This is a genomic window from Paenibacillus sp. cl130 (genome assembly GCF_900116035.1).
GTDB classification, from domain to species: domain Bacteria; phylum Bacillota; class Bacilli; order Paenibacillales; family Paenibacillaceae; genus Paenibacillus; species Paenibacillus polymyxa_B.
Genome location: NZ_FOYG01000001.1, coordinates 423,987 through 441,293, shown reverse-complemented (window position 1 = coordinate 441,293; position 17,307 = coordinate 423,987). Strand labels below are relative to the sequence as shown.

Annotated in this window: 12 protein-coding genes; 6 read left to right on the top strand and 6 right to left on the bottom strand. The window is 43.9% G+C overall.

Annotation, left to right across the window (positions count from 1 at the left end; genetic code table 11):
- The first annotated feature begins 65 nt into the window (after positions 1-65).
- A complete protein-coding gene (locus tag BM358_RS01990; RefSeq protein ID WP_028542772.1) occupies positions 66-1,340 on the top strand; it encodes an ABC transporter substrate-binding protein in 1,275 nt (424 codons plus the stop codon).
- A gap of 33 nt (positions 1,341-1,373) precedes the next feature.
- Entirely contained in the window at positions 1,374-3,077 is a 1,704-nt protein-coding gene (locus BM358_RS01985; RefSeq protein WP_028542771.1) for a methyl-accepting chemotaxis protein, read from the top strand.
- Between the two features lie 96 nt (positions 3,078-3,173).
- On the opposite strand, the gene BM358_RS01980 is transcribed toward BM358_RS01985, so the two are convergent.
- Positions 3,174-4,448: an oligosaccharide MFS transporter gene (locus tag BM358_RS01980; protein WP_034095014.1), complete on the bottom strand. Its 1,275-nt coding sequence runs from the start codon at positions 4,446-4,448 to the stop codon at positions 3,174-3,176.
- 873 nt (positions 4,449-5,321) lie between these two features.
- Between BM358_RS01980 and brnQ the strand changes: the two genes are divergently transcribed.
- On the top strand, positions 5,322-6,680 hold the full coding sequence (gene brnQ / locus BM358_RS01975; protein ID WP_023988110.1) for a branched-chain amino acid transport system II carrier protein: 1,359 nt from the start codon (positions 5,322-5,324) through the stop codon (positions 6,678-6,680).
- A 15-nt stretch (positions 6,681-6,695) separates the two neighbouring features.
- Here brnQ and BM358_RS01970 read toward each other — a convergent pair whose 3' ends face one another.
- Positions 6,696-7,616, bottom strand: a complete 921-nt coding sequence (locus BM358_RS01970) for an AraC family transcriptional regulator (RefSeq protein WP_028542770.1) — start codon at positions 7,614-7,616, stop codon at positions 6,696-6,698.
- Between the two features lie 181 nt (positions 7,617-7,797).
- Here BM358_RS01970 and yicI point away from each other — a divergent pair, with 181 nt between their 5' ends.
- Entirely contained in the window at positions 7,798-10,122 is a 2,325-nt protein-coding gene (gene yicI, locus BM358_RS01965) for an alpha-xylosidase (protein WP_028542769.1), read from the top strand.
- Between the two features lie 143 nt (positions 10,123-10,265).
- Here the strand turns inward: yicI and BM358_RS01960 are convergent, their stop codons facing one another.
- The gene (locus BM358_RS01960; RefSeq protein WP_028542768.1) at positions 10,266-11,219 is read right to left on the bottom strand and encodes a serine hydrolase domain-containing protein; all 954 of its coding nucleotides are present in this window, start codon (positions 11,217-11,219) and stop codon (positions 10,266-10,268) included.
- Between the two features lie 270 nt (positions 11,220-11,489).
- Here BM358_RS01960 and BM358_RS01955 point away from each other — a divergent pair, with 270 nt between their 5' ends.
- Together BM358_RS01955 and BM358_RS01950 are read left to right on the top strand one after the other, a co-directional pair.
- Complete coding sequence (locus tag BM358_RS01955; protein ID WP_028542767.1) at positions 11,490-13,208, top strand: methyl-accepting chemotaxis protein; 1,719 nt, start codon at positions 11,490-11,492, stop codon at positions 13,206-13,208.
- 90 nt (positions 13,209-13,298) lie between these two features.
- Positions 13,299-14,609 (top strand): MFS transporter, encoded by a 1,311-nt coding sequence (locus tag BM358_RS01950; RefSeq protein ID WP_028542766.1) that lies wholly within the window; start codon positions 13,299-13,301, stop codon positions 14,607-14,609.
- Between the two features lie 91 nt (positions 14,610-14,700).
- On the opposite strand, the gene BM358_RS01945 is transcribed toward BM358_RS01950, so the two are convergent.
- From BM358_RS01945 to fsa, 3 genes are all read right to left on the bottom strand, one after another.
- A complete protein-coding gene (locus BM358_RS01945) occupies positions 14,701-15,900 on the bottom strand; it encodes an MFS transporter (RefSeq protein ID WP_028542765.1) in 1,200 nt (399 codons plus the stop codon).
- A 1-nt stretch (position 15,901) separates the two neighbouring features.
- Positions 15,902-16,357 carry a MarR family winged helix-turn-helix transcriptional regulator gene (locus tag BM358_RS01940; protein WP_023988117.1) on the bottom strand — a complete coding sequence of 152 codons (456 nt, stop codon included), beginning with the start codon at positions 16,355-16,357 and terminating at the stop codon, positions 15,902-15,904.
- A 201-nt stretch (positions 16,358-16,558) separates the two neighbouring features.
- Entirely contained in the window at positions 16,559-17,206 is a 648-nt protein-coding gene (gene fsa, locus BM358_RS01935) for a fructose-6-phosphate aldolase (protein ID WP_013309811.1), read from the bottom strand.
- Positions 17,207-17,307 lie beyond the last annotated feature (101 nt).

The following is a 17,307-nucleotide window of genomic DNA, read 5'->3' as shown; positions in this document are numbered from 1 at the left end:
TTATGTCGATAACATTGAATATTATTCATAAATTTTATCAAAGTAAATCCTTAGGGGGAAAGTTAATGAGAATACAGCTAAAAGTTGCGATTTCTCTAGCATGTTTAATGATGTTTATAGGTTGTTCAGCCTCACCAGTATCACAGCAGACAACCAAGATTACACTTTTGAATTCCAAAAGTGAAATAAAAACTCAATTAGAAGAAGTAGCAAAACAATACAATCAAGAGCACCCCGGAGTATCTTTGGAGATTATTACCGCTCCTGAGGGGACGTCTGCATATCAAAAGCTGATGTCGATGTACGGCTCAGGAAGTCCCGCTACCATGTCGATGCTGGATCCTGGGGATGCTCAGCAATTTCTGGATAAAGCCGTTGATTTAAGCAAAGAAAAGTGGGTAGCTGATACGATAGAAAATGGACTTGACGCCGTTAAGAAAAGTGATGCTGTGCTGGGGTTTCCATTTGCAGTGGAAGGCTACGGATTAATTTACAATAAGAAAGTGCTGGACAAAGCAACAGGTGGGGCTTTTGATGCTTCCTCGGTAAAAAGTAGAAGCAACCTGAACTCATTAATGGCTAAGATTCAGAAGACGGGAGTAGCACCGGTCATGCTTTCACCAATGGACTGGTCTCTCGGCTCTCATCTTTTAGCTTTGTCTTATTCTGTTCAGCCTGGGGGTTTTCCGGAGTTTGTTAAAGGTATGCAGGATAACTCCATAGACATGTCCCAAAACAGTGTGATGTCTGGATGGGTACAAACTTTAGACCTACTCAAGGATAACAGCATCAATAAGCATTCGCCTTTGGACAGCACGTATGACGATGGAGCTAAAGCATTAGGAGAGGGAAAAGTGGGGCTTTGGTTTATGGGCAACTGGGCTTGGGCGGGGATTAAGAGCAATGATACAGCAAATGAGGAATACGGTTTTTTGCCCCTTCCGTTAAGCGATAATACGGATGACCCTAACAATGCTAAGATTACAGTCGGTGTAACAAAGTATATTTTCATTGACTCCACAGCTACCACACCTCAGGAGCAAGAGGAAGCAAAGAAGTTTCTGAACTGGCTGGTATACGACAAGTCCGGACAAGATTTTCTTGTAAACAAGGCTAATACGGTACCCGCGTTCAAAAATATTGATTTAGAGCCTGCCGATCCTTTGGGAAGATCAATCAAGTCGTATATCTCGAGCGGAAAGACGCTGCCGTTTATGTCAACCCTTCCACCTGATCATGGGGCCATCACAGGAGCATCTATCCAAAGCTACATCAGTGGAAAGATAGATAAGGCTGAGCTGTTGCGCCAAATACGCATATATTGGAAAGCTCAGCAGTGATGACACGAGACCAGTCACGGGAGGAAGATAAAGATGTTTAAATTAACGTTAAAGAAAAAAATAATTAGTGCAGCGCTCATACTGGTTATCGTACTTTCCCTTTCAAGTGTTATAGGCGTCATTAAGATGTCGGAAATGGGAGAGGCTTCTGACAAGGTAAATAACAGGTCTTTACCCGCGGTTATTCTTCTTCAGGGTATGGATAAGCAGATTACAGAAATCGATAGACTCACCGTTCGATTGATACTTGAAGAGGATGCGGCTGTTCGCAGCACTTATCAAGAAGAACTAACCAAAGCTACTGCTTCAATGGATAAGAGTGTAAATGAATATCAAAGTTTAGCCTCTACGGCAGAGGAAAAAGAACTGTTCACCAACTTTTATGGTCAGTGGGCAATGTATCTTCGCCATCTCAAAGTGGTTTCCGCTGCCATGGAAGAAAACGACAAAGTGATGGCCTACATGATCATTCATGGAAATTCTTCTATTTATAAGGCAGCATTAGACGATGTAAATAAACTGAAGCTACTTAATGAGCAGTACGCTACTGATGCCGCTAATCAATCGAGTCAATCTTACCATTCAGGTAGAATTTTAATGATTTCTCTGACGATCATATGTACGATACTTGGAATCATTGGTTCTTTTTTACTGGCTCAATCGTTCACTAAGCCCATATTAAAGATAGCGGAACAGATAAAGCTGGTAACGAGGGGGAACCTGCAAGTGGAACCCCTTAGTATCCGATCAAAAGATGAGGTCGGGGAACTGGCATCCGATTTTAATGAAATGTGCGATTCACTGCGTAACCTTTTAAAAGAAGTCGTGGATAACTCTCTACTGGTTGCCTCTACAGCAGAACAGTTAATGGCCAGTGCGGAACAGACAAGCATCGCTACCGAGCAGATAGCTATAAGTGCCACTCAAGTCGCAGAGGGATCTCAGACACAGCTTGCAGATATAGCTGAAACGCTGAATTACACGGTAGACGTTTCTAAAAGTGTAGACAACATAACCAATCGCTTTGTTCATGTGGCTAATCTCACAACCCAAGCACAAGAAAAAGCAAACAACGGGAAAACCCGAATGTCTTCGACTGTCTCCCAAATAAGAGATGTGCATACCAAGGTAACTCAATCCGCTGAAGTGGTAAATATTCTAGGTGAAAAGTCGGCGGAGATTAAACAGATCACAGCTATGATCAGTGATATAGCAGCCCGAACCAACTTGCTTTCACTAAATGCGAGTATAGAAGCTGCAAGAGCGGGAGAGCAGGGGAAAGGGTTTGCGGTTGTTGCTTTTGAAGTACGCAATTTGTCGGCACAAGCAAGTGAAGCAACAGCCAAGATCTCTTCTCTGGTCAACGAAATTACCTTAAGAACAAACGAAGTCGTGCTTTCAATGAACGAAGGTGTTCAATCTCTAAATGAAGGTATGATGCTTGTCGAAGGTGTCGGTAACGTCTTTTCTGAGATTGTAGGTGCCGTTGAAGAAGTGAGCGGTGAGGTGGACACTGCGGCTGTAGAAGCAAGATCTGTAAATGAAGGAACCGTTTCTATGGTGGAATCTATGAGAAAAATTGCTGAAATCTCCGAACGTGCAGCCGATTCTACTCAAACAGTCGCAAGCGTGGTCGAGGAAACTACCGCTTCCATGCAGGAAGTGTCTGCAGGTGCTAACATGCTTGCCAAGCGGGCGGAAGAGATGAATCAGACGGTGTCGGTATTCAAGATTTAAAATAAGCTTCAAATTAACTGGAGTTAAGAGCGGCAGCCTTGGACGAGAAAAACAAGTCCTAGACTGCCGCTGTTCTGTTAAGCTCAAACCATTAGATTACGAATGAACTGCTTCAGCTTTTTTGTTTGCTCTTTTCAAATCTTGTTTACGGCGTTCCTCCAGATACCGTTCCCCATTCTTCTTGTCTGCTGTCAGTGTAAAGCAGGATATGATGGTGAACAGGCCTGCAATGGAACCCAGAATTACATAGGTAATCGGGAAATTTAATACTTCATACATATGCCCCACAATGGGCGAGAAAATGGAAACCACCAGGGAGCCCATAAACAAATACAGCAGGTACATGGTGGAGGACAGGCGCTGGTCAAAGTTAACGGTAATATATTTGAAGATGGCTACCAGAATAAGCGGTTTCTCCAGGGAGTGAATCATCTTCATTGCAGCGACCCATATGGAACCGAATGGCAACGAAGAGCCGATAATACGCAAAGACATAATCGACCCGGCAATAATTAATGCCCATTTGGCGGTCGTTTTGTTTACAAACCAAGGGGTAACGAAAAGGAACACAAATTCCAGGAAAACTTGCACAGCGCTCAAATCGCCAAGGAATTGATTTCCTTCCGCTTTGGAACTGAACTGCGATACGAAGTATGTGGCAAACTGTTGGTCATATACCTCATAAATTTGGGTCACGCCAACCATGAATAGCATAAGAAACCAGAACTTTTTGGTACGTACGAGATGCAGTACATCAATTAGCTTCAACGATTCTGTTTTCTGCTGCTCCTGTCCGGAAATTTCGACTTTGGTCAGGAAGATGCAGATCATGGCAACAATGGCAGATACCGAGGCGATCCAGAAGGTCAGATTTACATTGATATTGATGACCCGTCCAGCAACAAAAGTAGCCGCCGCCCATCCGAGCGAACCCCACATACGAACCCGTCCGTATTCAAAGCCATATTTACGCGAAACTTTGTCCATATACGAATCGACGACACCGTTACCTGCATTAAACACCAGGCCGATAAATAGCGCACCAACAATGGCACCAATGACGAACTGCGTTTGAAGCAATGGACCGTACACATAGATAAAAAAGGGTCCGACGAGCAAAAGGATTGTAAAGAGTATGTACAGCAGATGTTTTCTCAAGCCCAGCTTGTCAGATAAGTAACCGAACAGGGGCTGCATGATCAAGGCGACGATTGAATTAGCCGCGTATAGAAATCCCGTGTAGGTTTGTGAAATTCCCAGGCTTTGTCCCAGCCAAATGACAAAAAAAGACATGGCGGCAGACCATGTAAACAGATAAGCGAAGTTAAAAATACTCAAAGACCAATAGTTGCGTTTTGCCAAATTCATCATGTTTAAGCACCCCTTTAAATTGTAGCGGCTCAAATTGTATACAACGTCAGTATGCATTGTCTGTACTATTAATTGTAAGGATTATTCAGATGCTTCCATAGGGCATTTTCCCAAGATTTCCTGTGCTTATTACAATCAGTTGATAATTCGAATAAAACAGCCGATCCTGATATGGATTAAATATGGTAAAATATACAAAACAGATTATGTATTACTCTTTCGAACAGAGATGAAGAATGCGTATGATTTTAAAGAAATCTAACATAGCGAACGCTTGAGAGTTAACTCACTTTCTTTATCCAAAAGCAACCAGGCAGCTCTTGATGTAAGCGATATGACGGTAACATGAGAATATGCTGTTACATGGGTGTTTGAACTAATTAAAAACTTTTACGAGACCTACCAGGTGTGTGTAACTACATCTACGTCTTGTAAGAAATAAGTCCTAAGTGTAAAATTCCCTTATAGTTCATTAAGCTCACTAAGTAGGAGGAGAAACATAGGGTAGCATCATAATTGTAAAAGCAAGGGGATGAAGTGATTCATTTTGCAAGTACAAAGTTACTTGAAACAGTGATCGTATATAGAGTATTGTGTAACGACGAGTTAAGACGAAACCCACTCACCCTAAAGGCACAGGTTATCACCCTACACTAGTCAGAAGGGGGGAGCGGATGGCTGTCCCTGATTGGTGATGGCATTTAGATCGAACTGAGCATTATTTGTGAAAAGCACCAGATTACATACTCTAGGCAATCAGATACCGTTCTTTGGATGCAACATGGGCTACGTCCCTATTAACATATATTATACAAATTAAAGAGAAAACGAATAAAAACAAAATGTTGTGAATTCGTAGTTGGAGGATTTATTATGTCGAAAAGTGTTTCTTCGTCCTTTATTATCATTATAGGATCAATGCTATTTGCCTTATTTTTTGGTGCAGGGAATCTAATCTTTCCACCTATGCTTGGGCAAATGGCTGGAAAGAATGTATGGATAGCCAATGCAGGTTTCTTGGTTACTGGAGTTGGCTTACCATTACTAGCCGTCACAGCCTTTGTTTTTTCGGGCAAAAGCAATTTGCAAACTTTAGCGAGTCGTGTACATCCTGTATTCGGCATTGTCTTTACAACTATTCTTTATCTAGCCATCGGGCCTTTATATGCAATTCCTAGAACCGGTAGTGTGTCATTTGAAATTGGAGTAAAACCTTTTTTTTCAAACAATGCAGATCATCCTGTCGCACTTTTTGTATTTACTATCCTTTTTTTTGCAGTTGCATGTTTGTTATCACTTAATCCTACAAAAATTATTGATGTAATCGGAAAGTTTTTAACACCCATTAAATTGACATTCATTGGATTACTTGTGATTGTAGCTATTATTCACCCAATAGGAAAGTTCCAAGAACCTGCGGAGGGTTATACATCGAATGTCTTTTTCAAAGGCTTTCAAGAGGGTTATTTAACATTGGACGCTCTTGTAGCCTTTATTTTTGGAATTATCATTGTGAATGCAATTAAGGATAGAGGAGTTACTTCCAAAAAAGAGTTGATGATCATTTGTGCCAAAGCGATAGCAATTGCGGTTATACTCTTAGCTTTTATCTATACGTCTCTTTCATACATGGGAGCTTCTAGCGTTGAAAAATTGGGTGTTTTAGGAAATGGGGCTGAGGTGTTAGCTAAGGTTTCCTCCTATTATTTTGGATCTTATGGTTCTATTCTATTAGGCTTAATGATTACAGTAGCGTGTTTAACGACAAGTGTGGGGCTTATCACTTCCTGCTCTTCCTTTTTTCATGGATTATTTCCAAAAGTCTCTTATAAAAGAGTTGCTCTCATGTTATCTATATTTAGTACCCTTGTAGCTAACATAGGTTTAACTCAGCTCATTAAGGTTTCAACGCCAGTATTAATGGCAATATATCCTATTGCTATTTCTCTGATATTTTTAACTTTTTTACATCCCGTATTTAAAGGAAGGTCAGAAGTATATCAAGGCAGTTTGATATTAACTTTTATCATTAGTTTATTTGATGGCTTGAATGCTGCTGGAATAAAAATTAATGTAATTAATGATTTTTTCACTCATCTTCTTCCATTATATAATGTAGGGTTAGGGTGGTTAATTCCCTCTGTTTTAGGAGGCGTAGCTGGCTACATATTTACTAAGTTAAGAGGAAGAAAAATAATTTTAGTACTTATGAAGCCCAAAAAAAATAAATGATTTATCCTATGCATATTAGTCTGTTATATAAGGGACAGCAAGCGCCTGATCTGCTTCGTGCTGCTTACGGTACTGCGAAGGGGTCAGGCCGTTCCATTTTTTAAAGGTCGCAATAAAATAGCTTAGATTGTCAAAACCAACATCCAGCGCAATATCAACCACTTTGCGATCACTTTGCTCCAGCAACCTGCAAGCCTTTTGAATCCGATGATAGTTAATATATTCTACCGGGCTTTTCTGAACCATCTGCTTAAAAAAACGGCAAAAATGCCCCTCACTCATTCCAATCTCATCTGCGATCTCCCGTAAACGTATAGGCTCATGAGCATGACTGTTAATATACACCAGCGCTTTTTTGATCCGTTCAACTTTATTGCGTTGCCCTGCCATAATCACATCCTCTCCGTTAGCGGGGGTCATGTGTGGGTACAGACAGGCGATCATGCTATAGAGCTGCGCCTTGGTCGCCAGTTCACGGGCAGGCGCATTCTGCTCATGGCTGGTGATAATGTGTCGCAATGCAGCCAGCACCTCTTGCTCCCAGGGCTGCACGCCACGAATGTGAGGGGGAGGGACAAGCTTTTTACTGATAAATGGGTCAATAAACTGCGTTTGCACCGTATCCTGCGTGCGGCTGTGCAGCATGTCGGGGTGAAACACCACCGCAGAAAATACGCAACGAGCGCTTTTTTGTAAATAACCTGCGTGAAGCTCGCCGCTGTTGACAAAAAGAGCTTCACCTTCGTTCACCTCCGTATAGACCATATCCGTCTGAAATATGGCGCTCCCCTGTTCCACTACGATAAACTCCATCTCCTCATGCCAATGGGACTCCAGTACACTATTTCCATTTAGCTGCTCTACGCTCGGATATACGCTGACCGGATACATGGGATTGCCGTGAATTCGATTTTCCCGCAACATTTCTCTTTGCATTTCTATGACTCCTTTTCCGCAAACTGATTTATATATAAAACATCAAAATATTGATACAATACGTCAAAATAAAAGAAGTAAACCCTTACATAAATCAATATTATTATAGTAAGGATTTCGAAAAAATCCAACAAGCGATTTGGGATTAAGAAAATAAAGATTGAAGCGGAGGAAGAAACAGATGAAATTTACTGATGGCTATTGGATGGTTCGCAAGGGCTATGAAATACAAAATCCTGCTGAAATCCGTGATATTGTGACGGACGATGCTTCCATGACGGTATATGCAGCCACCCACCGGATCGAGCATAAAGGAGATACACTGAACGGAGCGTTGCTGAAAGCGACCTACAGCTCGCCTATGCCGAATGTCATTCAGGTGCGTCTGAACCACCATAAGGGACGGGTGCATCAGGGACCGAATTTTGAAATTCACACCTTGCCAACAGAGGTAGACATTACGGTGGATGAGGACGTAGCGGTACTGAAAAGCGGCGATCTGAGTGTGCGAGTCGGCCGTGGGAAGAGCTGGGATGTAGGCTTTTATGTCGAAGATCGCAAAGTCACAGGCAGCGGACATCGGGGACCAGGCTATATTACAGACCTGCAGGATCAGCCTTTTTTCCGGGAACAGCTGGAGCTGGGCATTGGTGAGTACGTATACGGACTTGGAGAGCGTTTCACTCCATTCGTAAAAAATGGCCAGGTAGTTGATATCTGGAATGAAGATGGCGGGACTAGCAGTGAGCAGGCATATAAAAACATTCCATTCTATCTATCTAATAAAGGGTATGGTGTGTTCGTCAACCATCCAGAAAAGGTATCCTATGAGATTGCATCGGAAAATGTATCAAAGGTTCAGTTTAGCGTCTCCGGCGAATCGTTAGAGTATTTTATTATTGGTGGAGCTAACCCTAAAGAGGTACTGGACAATTACACCAAGCTGACGGGTAAGCCTGCATTACCACCAGCCTGGACCTTTGGTTTGTGGCTGACCACTTCGTTCACGACAGATTATGATGAAGCGACAGTGAACCATTTTGTGGACGGGATGGCTGAGCGAGATCTGCCACTCTCGGTATTCCATTTTGACTGCTTCTGGATGAAGGAATACCAATGGTGCGATTTCCAGTGGGATCAAGATATGTTCCCAGACCCGGAAGGCATGCTGCAGAGATTGAAAGCAAAGGGCCTCAAAATTTGTGCATGGATCAATCCGTATATTGCGGAAAAATCCATTTTGTTCGATGAAGGTATGGAGAATGGTTATCTGGTCAAAACCGCCGATGGCAGCGTGTGGCAATGGGATATGTGGCAGGCGGGGATGGGGCTGGTTGACTTCACGAATCCAGCTGCAGTCGCATGGTACCAGGATAAGCTCAAGGTGTTGGTAGATCAGGGGGTGGATTGCTTTAAAACTGATTTTGGCGAGCGCATCCCTACCCATGTGGTATATCATGACGGCTCTGATCCAATGAAGATGCATAATTATTATACGCATTTGTACAACAAGGCTGTATTTGATGTGCTGGAGGAAAAGCTGGGTAAAAATGAAGCCGCGTTATTTGCGCGTTCCGCTACAGCCGGGGGGCAACAGTTCCCGGTTCACTGGGGCGGAGACTGCTCGTCGACGTATGAGTCGATGGCGGAATCCTTGCGAGGCGGTTTGTCGCTTGGTTTGAGCGGCTTCGGCTTCTGGAGCCATGATATTAGCGGCTTTGAGTTAACGGCTGCGCCGGACGTGTACAAACGGTGGGTACAATTCGGGCTTCTGTCCTCTCATAGCCGTTTGCACGGAAACGAATCCTATCGCGTGCCTTGGCTGTTTGATGAAGAATCAGTCGACGTGGTGCGCAGCTTTACAAAACTCAAATGCTCGCTAATGCCATACCTGTATCCTTCTGCTGTGGAATCCTCAGTAAAGGGACTGCCGATGATGCGGGCTATGGTATTGGAATTCCCGCAGGACCCAACCTGTGCAACGCTGGATCTGCAATACATGCTGGGGGATTCCATTTTGGTAGCCCCGATCTTTAATAAAGAAGGCAATGTGCAGTATTATGTACCAGAGGGTAAGTGGACAAATTTACTTACGAATGAGAGCGTGTTAGGTGGTCGTTGGGTTAACGAGCATCATGATTTTACAACTTTGCCTGTGCTCGTGAAGCCGAACACACTTTTGGCAATCGGTCATGAGAACAGTCGTCCGGATTATGATTATGCTGATCAAGTGGCGCTTCATTTGTTTGAACTTGGTGAGGGGCAACAGGCTCGAACGATTATCGTGAATACGTCAGGTGAAGAAGAGCTAACGGTTACTGCTAGCCGCAAGAATTCTGTCATTACGGTGAAGGCAGAAGGTGCTGTTAAACCATGGTCGATAGTCCTGCGCGGTATCCACGAGGCTGTTCAAGTGGAGGAAGGCAGCAGCCAGTCGGGAGAACAGGGTGTAATCATTACACCAGCTTCCAGCGGACAGCAAGAGCTTACGATTCACTTGGGCTAGGTAAGGCGCTAGAAAGTGGATGAAGTATGTCATAATGTAGCGATTATATGCAAAAAAAGGCTTGCCTGATCCAATAGGCAAGCCTTTTTTGATGCAGATTTTTGATAGAGACCAGTTGCAACTTTTAGCTTTGGTATTTATTTCTATTTATTCTGCTGGAGTAGCAGCGGTACAATATACTGCCGGAAAATATCTACAGGAGTCCTTTTCTTTTTAAATCTATCAGCGGTAACGACAACAACCATGTCATACGACGGGACGACAACAATATATTGCCCACCAAAGCCGAGAGCGTAAAAATAGTCCGTTTCAGTTCCTATCTCTGTTTCATCTGAAAAGGAAGAAGTCCACCAGTGCCAGCCGTAAAATGCCTTTTGTGGTTTGGCAGCAGGAAGAAACGGACGGGTTGAATATCGGACTGTCTCTGTTTGGATGATGTGCCGTCCTTCCCAGCCTCCTTGGTTCAGATAAAGCCGCCCGAATTTGAGCATGTCCATCGGCCTGAGATGCAGTCCGAATCCACCCGTATGAGTACCCTGAGGATCGGTTTCCCAATGATAGCTTTCGATACCGAGCGGTTGGAATAATTGCTGCTCGGCAAATTCAGCAACTGTTTGTCCAGAAACATTACGTAGTATGGTGGCCAAAAGTTGAGAACAGCCAGAACTGTATTCCATCCGCGTACCTGGCACATCCGATAATGGCTGTGAAAGCACAAATTGCACCCAGTCTGACGTTTTGCTCATGGTAGGAAAAGAATTTTGTCCGCCAAATTCCGTCCAGTTAAAGCCTGCGGACATCGTCAGCAGATGTTCAATCGTAATATCACGCTTACGAGAATCACTATCTGTGGCCAACTGGGGAAAGAATTCGAGGATCGGCGTCTCCGGTTTCGGTCCCCGTTGCTGGTCCATAGCGATACTAACTAATGCGGAAATCACGCTTTTGGTACAGGAATTTATTTTATAGAGTTCATTAGCAATTTGAGGTTCACGATAGTAATTCATGATCATGTTACCCTGCTGCTCAATAAGGCAGCTGCGGGTTTCCAATTCGTTAAGCACGTGAATAAGCGGTTTTAGTTCCAGACTTTTCATGCAGATCCTCCTTGAGGCTTATGGCATAGCAATACATAGTATATCATTTTAATAGTCCGAAATTCGAAGAGTACAAACTGAAAACAGTTCATTTACTAATTTTGAATTTTTTTGTTCTTTGATATTAAAAAAGATATATATGTTCACTGAATAGACACAAGTATATTTAAAAATCTATACACTTTTTCTGTTTCATTCAAAAAAACAATCGAATAAAACGATATATAGTAAGTTGGACATTTTATTCAGAAATAACTGGGGGACCGATTCATGAATTTAACAATTAAGGCCAAAATGATTCTTAGCGCGATACTGATTCCGAGTGTGATTGCAGCTATGCTGCTGACCAATTACATTTTAAGCGTACATAGTGAGAATGAGTACAAGGATATTATGAATCGTGAAGAGGCTATTGCGTATAACTCGAAGTCTCTTCAATTTTTGTTAAACGGCATATCTAATGATGAGCGGGCATATTTGCTAACTCGTGATGAACAGTACGGGCGAGAGATCGGAAACAAGCAAAGTGAAGTTGCAAAGTTGCTACAGGAGACAGAAGCTCTGCTTAATACAGGTAATGAGGATTCTAAGAAAAAAATGACTGATCTCAAGACGGGGATTAATACTTACATGAATCAAGTTCATCGTTTACTGACTACAGCGGGGTATCAGAGTACAAGAGACGATGCTTTCCCGCCATTTTCTGATTTGCTCGATGATTTTGAAAACGAACGGGTGTTGCGTAAGCAACTTGATACCAAGGTAGTAGCCTTTGTCAAAGCTCAAGAAGATAGGGTAACGGTGAAAGTACAGCAAGCGCACCAAACGATGACGAATACATCCTTGATTACGAGTATTGTAGGACTTCTAGTTATCATTTACAGTATTGTTCAATCCATCGTTTTGATTCGTTCAATTCGTCCATTACACCATATGAATGAGCAGCTGTTGGAAATGTCTGAAGGTGGGGGAGATTTGCGTAGCCGACTGGATATTACGTCCAAAGACGAAATCGGTATGATTGCAAGCTCCTACAACAAGCTTATTGAGGGGTTCCGCAGTATTATAGTGGATGCTCAGGATACGGCGCGTACATTAACCGTAACCGCAGAGCGGGTTAGCGTAAGTACAGAGGAAATGAATCAGGCCAATCGTCATACTTCCGGTGTAATGGAAGAGCTAGCGGCTGGTATGGAGCATCAGGTCGATGATATTACACAAACTACAGATACCGTAAAAGAGCTAGCCCACGAACTGGAGCATATTGCAGCTACGAGCCAGCAGGTGTATGAGTTGTCTGATACAGCCGCTAAAGATGCAGAAGCAGGAGAACAATCTATAGGTCAGGCTATGCTTCAGATGGAGAAGGTAAGCGAAAGTGTAGACAGCTCTGCACGTGCTGTACGTTCACTTAGTGAACAGGCCGAACAGATTGGCATGATCGGAGCTGTTATTACTGGGATAGCCAAACAGACAGGAATGCTGGCGCTCAACGCGTCGATTGAAGCGGCAAGAGCCGGAGAGCAGGGCAAAGGATTTGCAGTTGTAGCCTCTGAGGTAAGAAGATTGGCCGAGCAGGTATCGGTTTCAGCAGCAGAAATCACACAATTTGTGCAAAATATTCAGGAGCATGTTGGAAATGTGGCTTCCAGTATGCAGACAGGGACGGTTGAAGTGCAGTCTGGCGTAAAGGTTATGCAATCCGCAGAAACCGCATTTCGTCAGATTGGAAGTTCCATTCAACTGGTCAGCGAACAGATTCACAGTGTAAATCGGTCTGTAGAACAGATGTCCGGCGGTTCCGAGCGAATGGTGGAAGCGGTGGAACGCATACGTGAAGTAGCAGAGCAGTCGGCAGGGGGAACCCAGAGCGTCAGTGCGGCAGCTGAAGAGCAGCTGGCTTCCATGGAGGAAATTGCATCATCTATTCATACACTGGCGGATATGTCGCAACTGCTGAATGCAAGGGTCGGTGGATTTAAAGTGTAACCGCATAAATCCCCACCAATGTAAACACAATAACATCTGTTGAACGAATCAGAACAGCTGTGTTATTACTTTTGCAAAGGTGGTAACGGGATGCAACAAAATAAAGGGAATCTGCTTGCGTTAGGTTCCATCCCGCTGATGATGACGCTGGGTAATTCCATGCTGATTCCTGTTTTACCGGAAATCGGACGTAAGCTACATGTAAGCTCTTTTCGGATTAGCATGTTGATTACAGTATATGCGGTAGTGGCCATTTTACTGATACCGATTGCGGGCTATCTCTCCGACCGATTTGGCCGTAAGGCGGTGATTGTTCCCTGTCTGATTCTGACTGTGATTGGAGGGGGGATTTCTGCGGCGGGAGCATGGCTGCTTCACGATTCGGCAGCATACTGGACCATTATTGGAGGCCGTCTACTTCAGGGTGCGGGAGCGGCAGGGGCTTTTCCTATTGTCATTCCGCTTGTAGGTGATTTGTACGAAAACGAGGATGAGGCCAGCAAGAACCTGGGCGTCGTCGAGACCTACAACACATTCGGTAAAGTGTTAAGTCCGATCCTCGGTGCCGCGTTGGGAGCAGTTCTATGGTTTTTGCCATTGGCAGTAATTCCAGGACTCTGTCTGATTTCGCTCATTTTGGTGCTTTGGCTGATCCATGTGCCCAAACGTAAGAACCAACCGATTATGTTTCGAGAGTTTGTGGGAAATGTGAAGCGGGTGCTTGCTGAAAAAGGACGCTGGCTCTATGCTATTTTCGCTATGGGCGGTATTTGCATGTTTGTCATTTTTGGCGTCTTGTTTTACTTATCCGACATACTAGAAAGTCGTTACAACCTCCGTGGAGTCTGGAAAGGTTTTGTGCTGGCCATTCCGCTTATTTCCCTCTGTCTGTGCTCTTATGTAGGAGGCAAGATTATCGGCAAGCACAAAAAGCGCATGAAATGGATCGGTTTCAGCGGTTTGGCCATATTGACGATCAGCTTTGCCATTCTCGGATTTCTTCAACATATTTATGCGGTGATTGGGTTGTTTACGTTAGGGGGAGGCGGAATTGGGCTCGCATTGCCTTGTTTGGATGCCCTGATTACGAAGGGAATTGAAAAAGAGGAGCGCGGAACCATTACTTCGTTGTACAGCAGCATGCGCTTTGTCGGGGTATCGCTAGGCCCTCCGGTTGTTTCCTTGCTGCTGGGTCGCAGTGGACATGGTCTGCTCTTTGGCGTGATGGCCGCAGTGGGAGGCATTGCAGCTCTGCTGATGCTATTTGCGGTCAAACCCAAGCAGGATGAACCAACAGATGACAAATCCAGTGACCGTATGAGTGTAAATGAGGAGCTAACAGGGGTGGCCCGAGAAAAGCCTCTTTCTTCCAAGCTAAAACGCAAAACTCCTGCGAAATAAATGAAAAAGCACCCGTTGTTCACACAACCATGGCAACGGGTGCTTTTGATTATAAGCAGTTATAAACTAAATGTATTTGAAAACAATAGCTTTACCCATTGAGAGAAACATGCGATTTAGGCTTACGGCTTGCGATGATTTGTATAACATAGATCAGCAAAAACAGTACAATAAACAGCGAGGAAAGGCGGTACATCCACGCATAATCACTTGCTTTGGCAATAATGCCAAGTATAAGCGCACCGGCTGCAACCCCGAAATCGAGGGAATTGAGAAACATACCATTTGCCATGCCTCTTTGTTTAGGAGATACAATCTGAATCATCCAGGTTTGCAGGGTTGGCTGCATCACACCAAATCCGATACCGTAGCAAAGAGCCGACACATACATGAAATCATCACTGTGCGCGTAGGAAAGCAGGAGCAGACCGCCAATTAAAAAGAGGGAGCCGGGGATGAGCAGTGCTTTTGCTCCTTTTTTATCATAAATACGGCCCGAGAAGGGACGCACAATCAGCACGGAAACCGCATTAAACAGGAAAAAATAGGCCGGGTGCGCCAGATTTGCTTCATTTCCGTAAAGCGCCATAAAGCTGAGTAATCCGCCATATGTAATAGACATCAGCATGTTCAGTAAGGCGGGAATCCACAGTTTACGGTTAAATGCCGGTTTTCGCCCCTCTTCCAAAGGAACCATAGGGGGTTCGATGTGCCCCTTAGGTAATGTACGAATGAGCCAGTGAGCCAAAGGGAATATAACAATAATGACAGCTGCTGTCGTATAGGCGAGCAGGTTAAAGCTCCCGTATTGCAGCATTGAGATGCCAATGGTCGGCCCAATCGACATCGCTAGACTGGTGGATAAACTAAAATACCCCATTCCTTCACCAAGGCGCTTGGACGGGATGACGTCAGAGGCCATCGTTGGAAAAGCCGTACTGCTCATACCGAAGCCGATCCCGAATAACATCCGCATGAGCAGCAGCACTGTAATCGTCGGCGAAACACTGTACCCCAGCGTTCCTGCCAATGCAAACAGCAGCCCCACGAAGATCAGAGTGCTGCGATGCCCTTTTTCCAGCATACGGGCGGAAAAGAGCCGTGCCGCAATCGCACTTAAAGCAAATAAAGTGGTAACGAGACTAACCTGAACGGAACTAGCGTGGAATGTATTTTTCACATAAGAAGGAATAGAGGATAGAATCATCTGTAATTCCAAAAACAAAAATAAATTGGAAACCGTAAGAACAATAAATTCCTTGGTCCAAAGAGGTTGCTTGCTTTGTTGCATATTAATCGTTATCTCCTTGTTTTTCTGATTCGGTCATGTTGGCGTGAATTTGTAAAAGAGTCTGGCGGAATTGCTCCAGATCGGCTGAGGAAATTCTTCTTACAAAATCGTGATTGGCATCATATTCAATAGGAAGAATCTCTTTTACAAGCTGTCGGCCTGCTTCAGTCAAATGAAGTAAATAGGCTCGACGATCCTGAGGGCTATTCACACGCCGTACCCAGCCCTTCTTGTCTAATAAATCAATAATTCGAGTCGTGGTCGGCTGGTCCTTCACGGCCTTAGCTGCAATTTCTTTCTGATTTAAACCCTCAGCCTGATAGATTTGGTACAGAACCGACCATTGCTCTGGGGAAATATCATAAGGCTTGAGACGCTGCAAGAGCTGCTGACTCATTTTGCGGTGAGTAATCCCGAGCAACATCCCAATGGAACAATCGGGAGGCAAGTTATTCATAAGGTACTCCTTTCTGTTTCCCGTACATAAATTACTTTGAAATCAATTAGTTGTTATAACAATTATATGAACAACAAGTTATTTTGTCAAAAAAAGTTGTTCGGCGTTTTTATTTCTGCCATCACAAAACAAAACAAAAAAACAGCCCATAAAATACGGGCTGTTTAGGTTGATATAATATCGTTTGCCATGACTGGCGAATTAAGCTTTAGGTACAGTTTCCCAGTCCTTCAGGAAGCGTTCGATACCACTGTCTGTCAGCGGGTGTTTCCACAGAGAAGGGAGCAAGGAACCTGGAATGGTGGCAATATGTGCACCAGACAGAGCAGCATCTTCTACATGCTTAATGTTGCGGATGGATGCGGCGATGATTTCGGATTTCAGACCATGAATGTCCAAAATTTGTCTCAGTTCACGAATCAGCTTCATACCATCAACAGCGATATCATCCAGACGTCCTACGAACGGGCTGATAAAAGTAGCGCCAGCTTTGGCTGCCATCAAACCTTGAGCCGCGGAGAAAATCAGTGTTACATTCGTTTTGATTCCGTTTTTGGTCAGCTCGTTACAAGCGTACAAGCCGTCTTCGGTCATAGGAAGCTTGATAACCACGTTCGGTGCCCACTTGGCGATATCATAAGCTTCTTTGAGCATATCTTCAGCCTTCAGGCCAATAACCTCAGCACTTACGGGACCTTCAACGATACTGCAAATCTCCTGAATGACTTCCTTGAACACTCGACCTTCTTTAGCGATCAGTGAAGGGTTCGTTGTTACACCATCAACCAGACCCAAACGTTCAATACGTTTGATTTCTTCAATGTTACCAGTATCCAAGAAAAATTTCATTTGATTTCCTCCTCAGGTTTATATAATTCATAATACATATCACATGCGATGTACACTAGCTCATTTAAATGTAGCATATTGCACACGTTAAACTTATAATT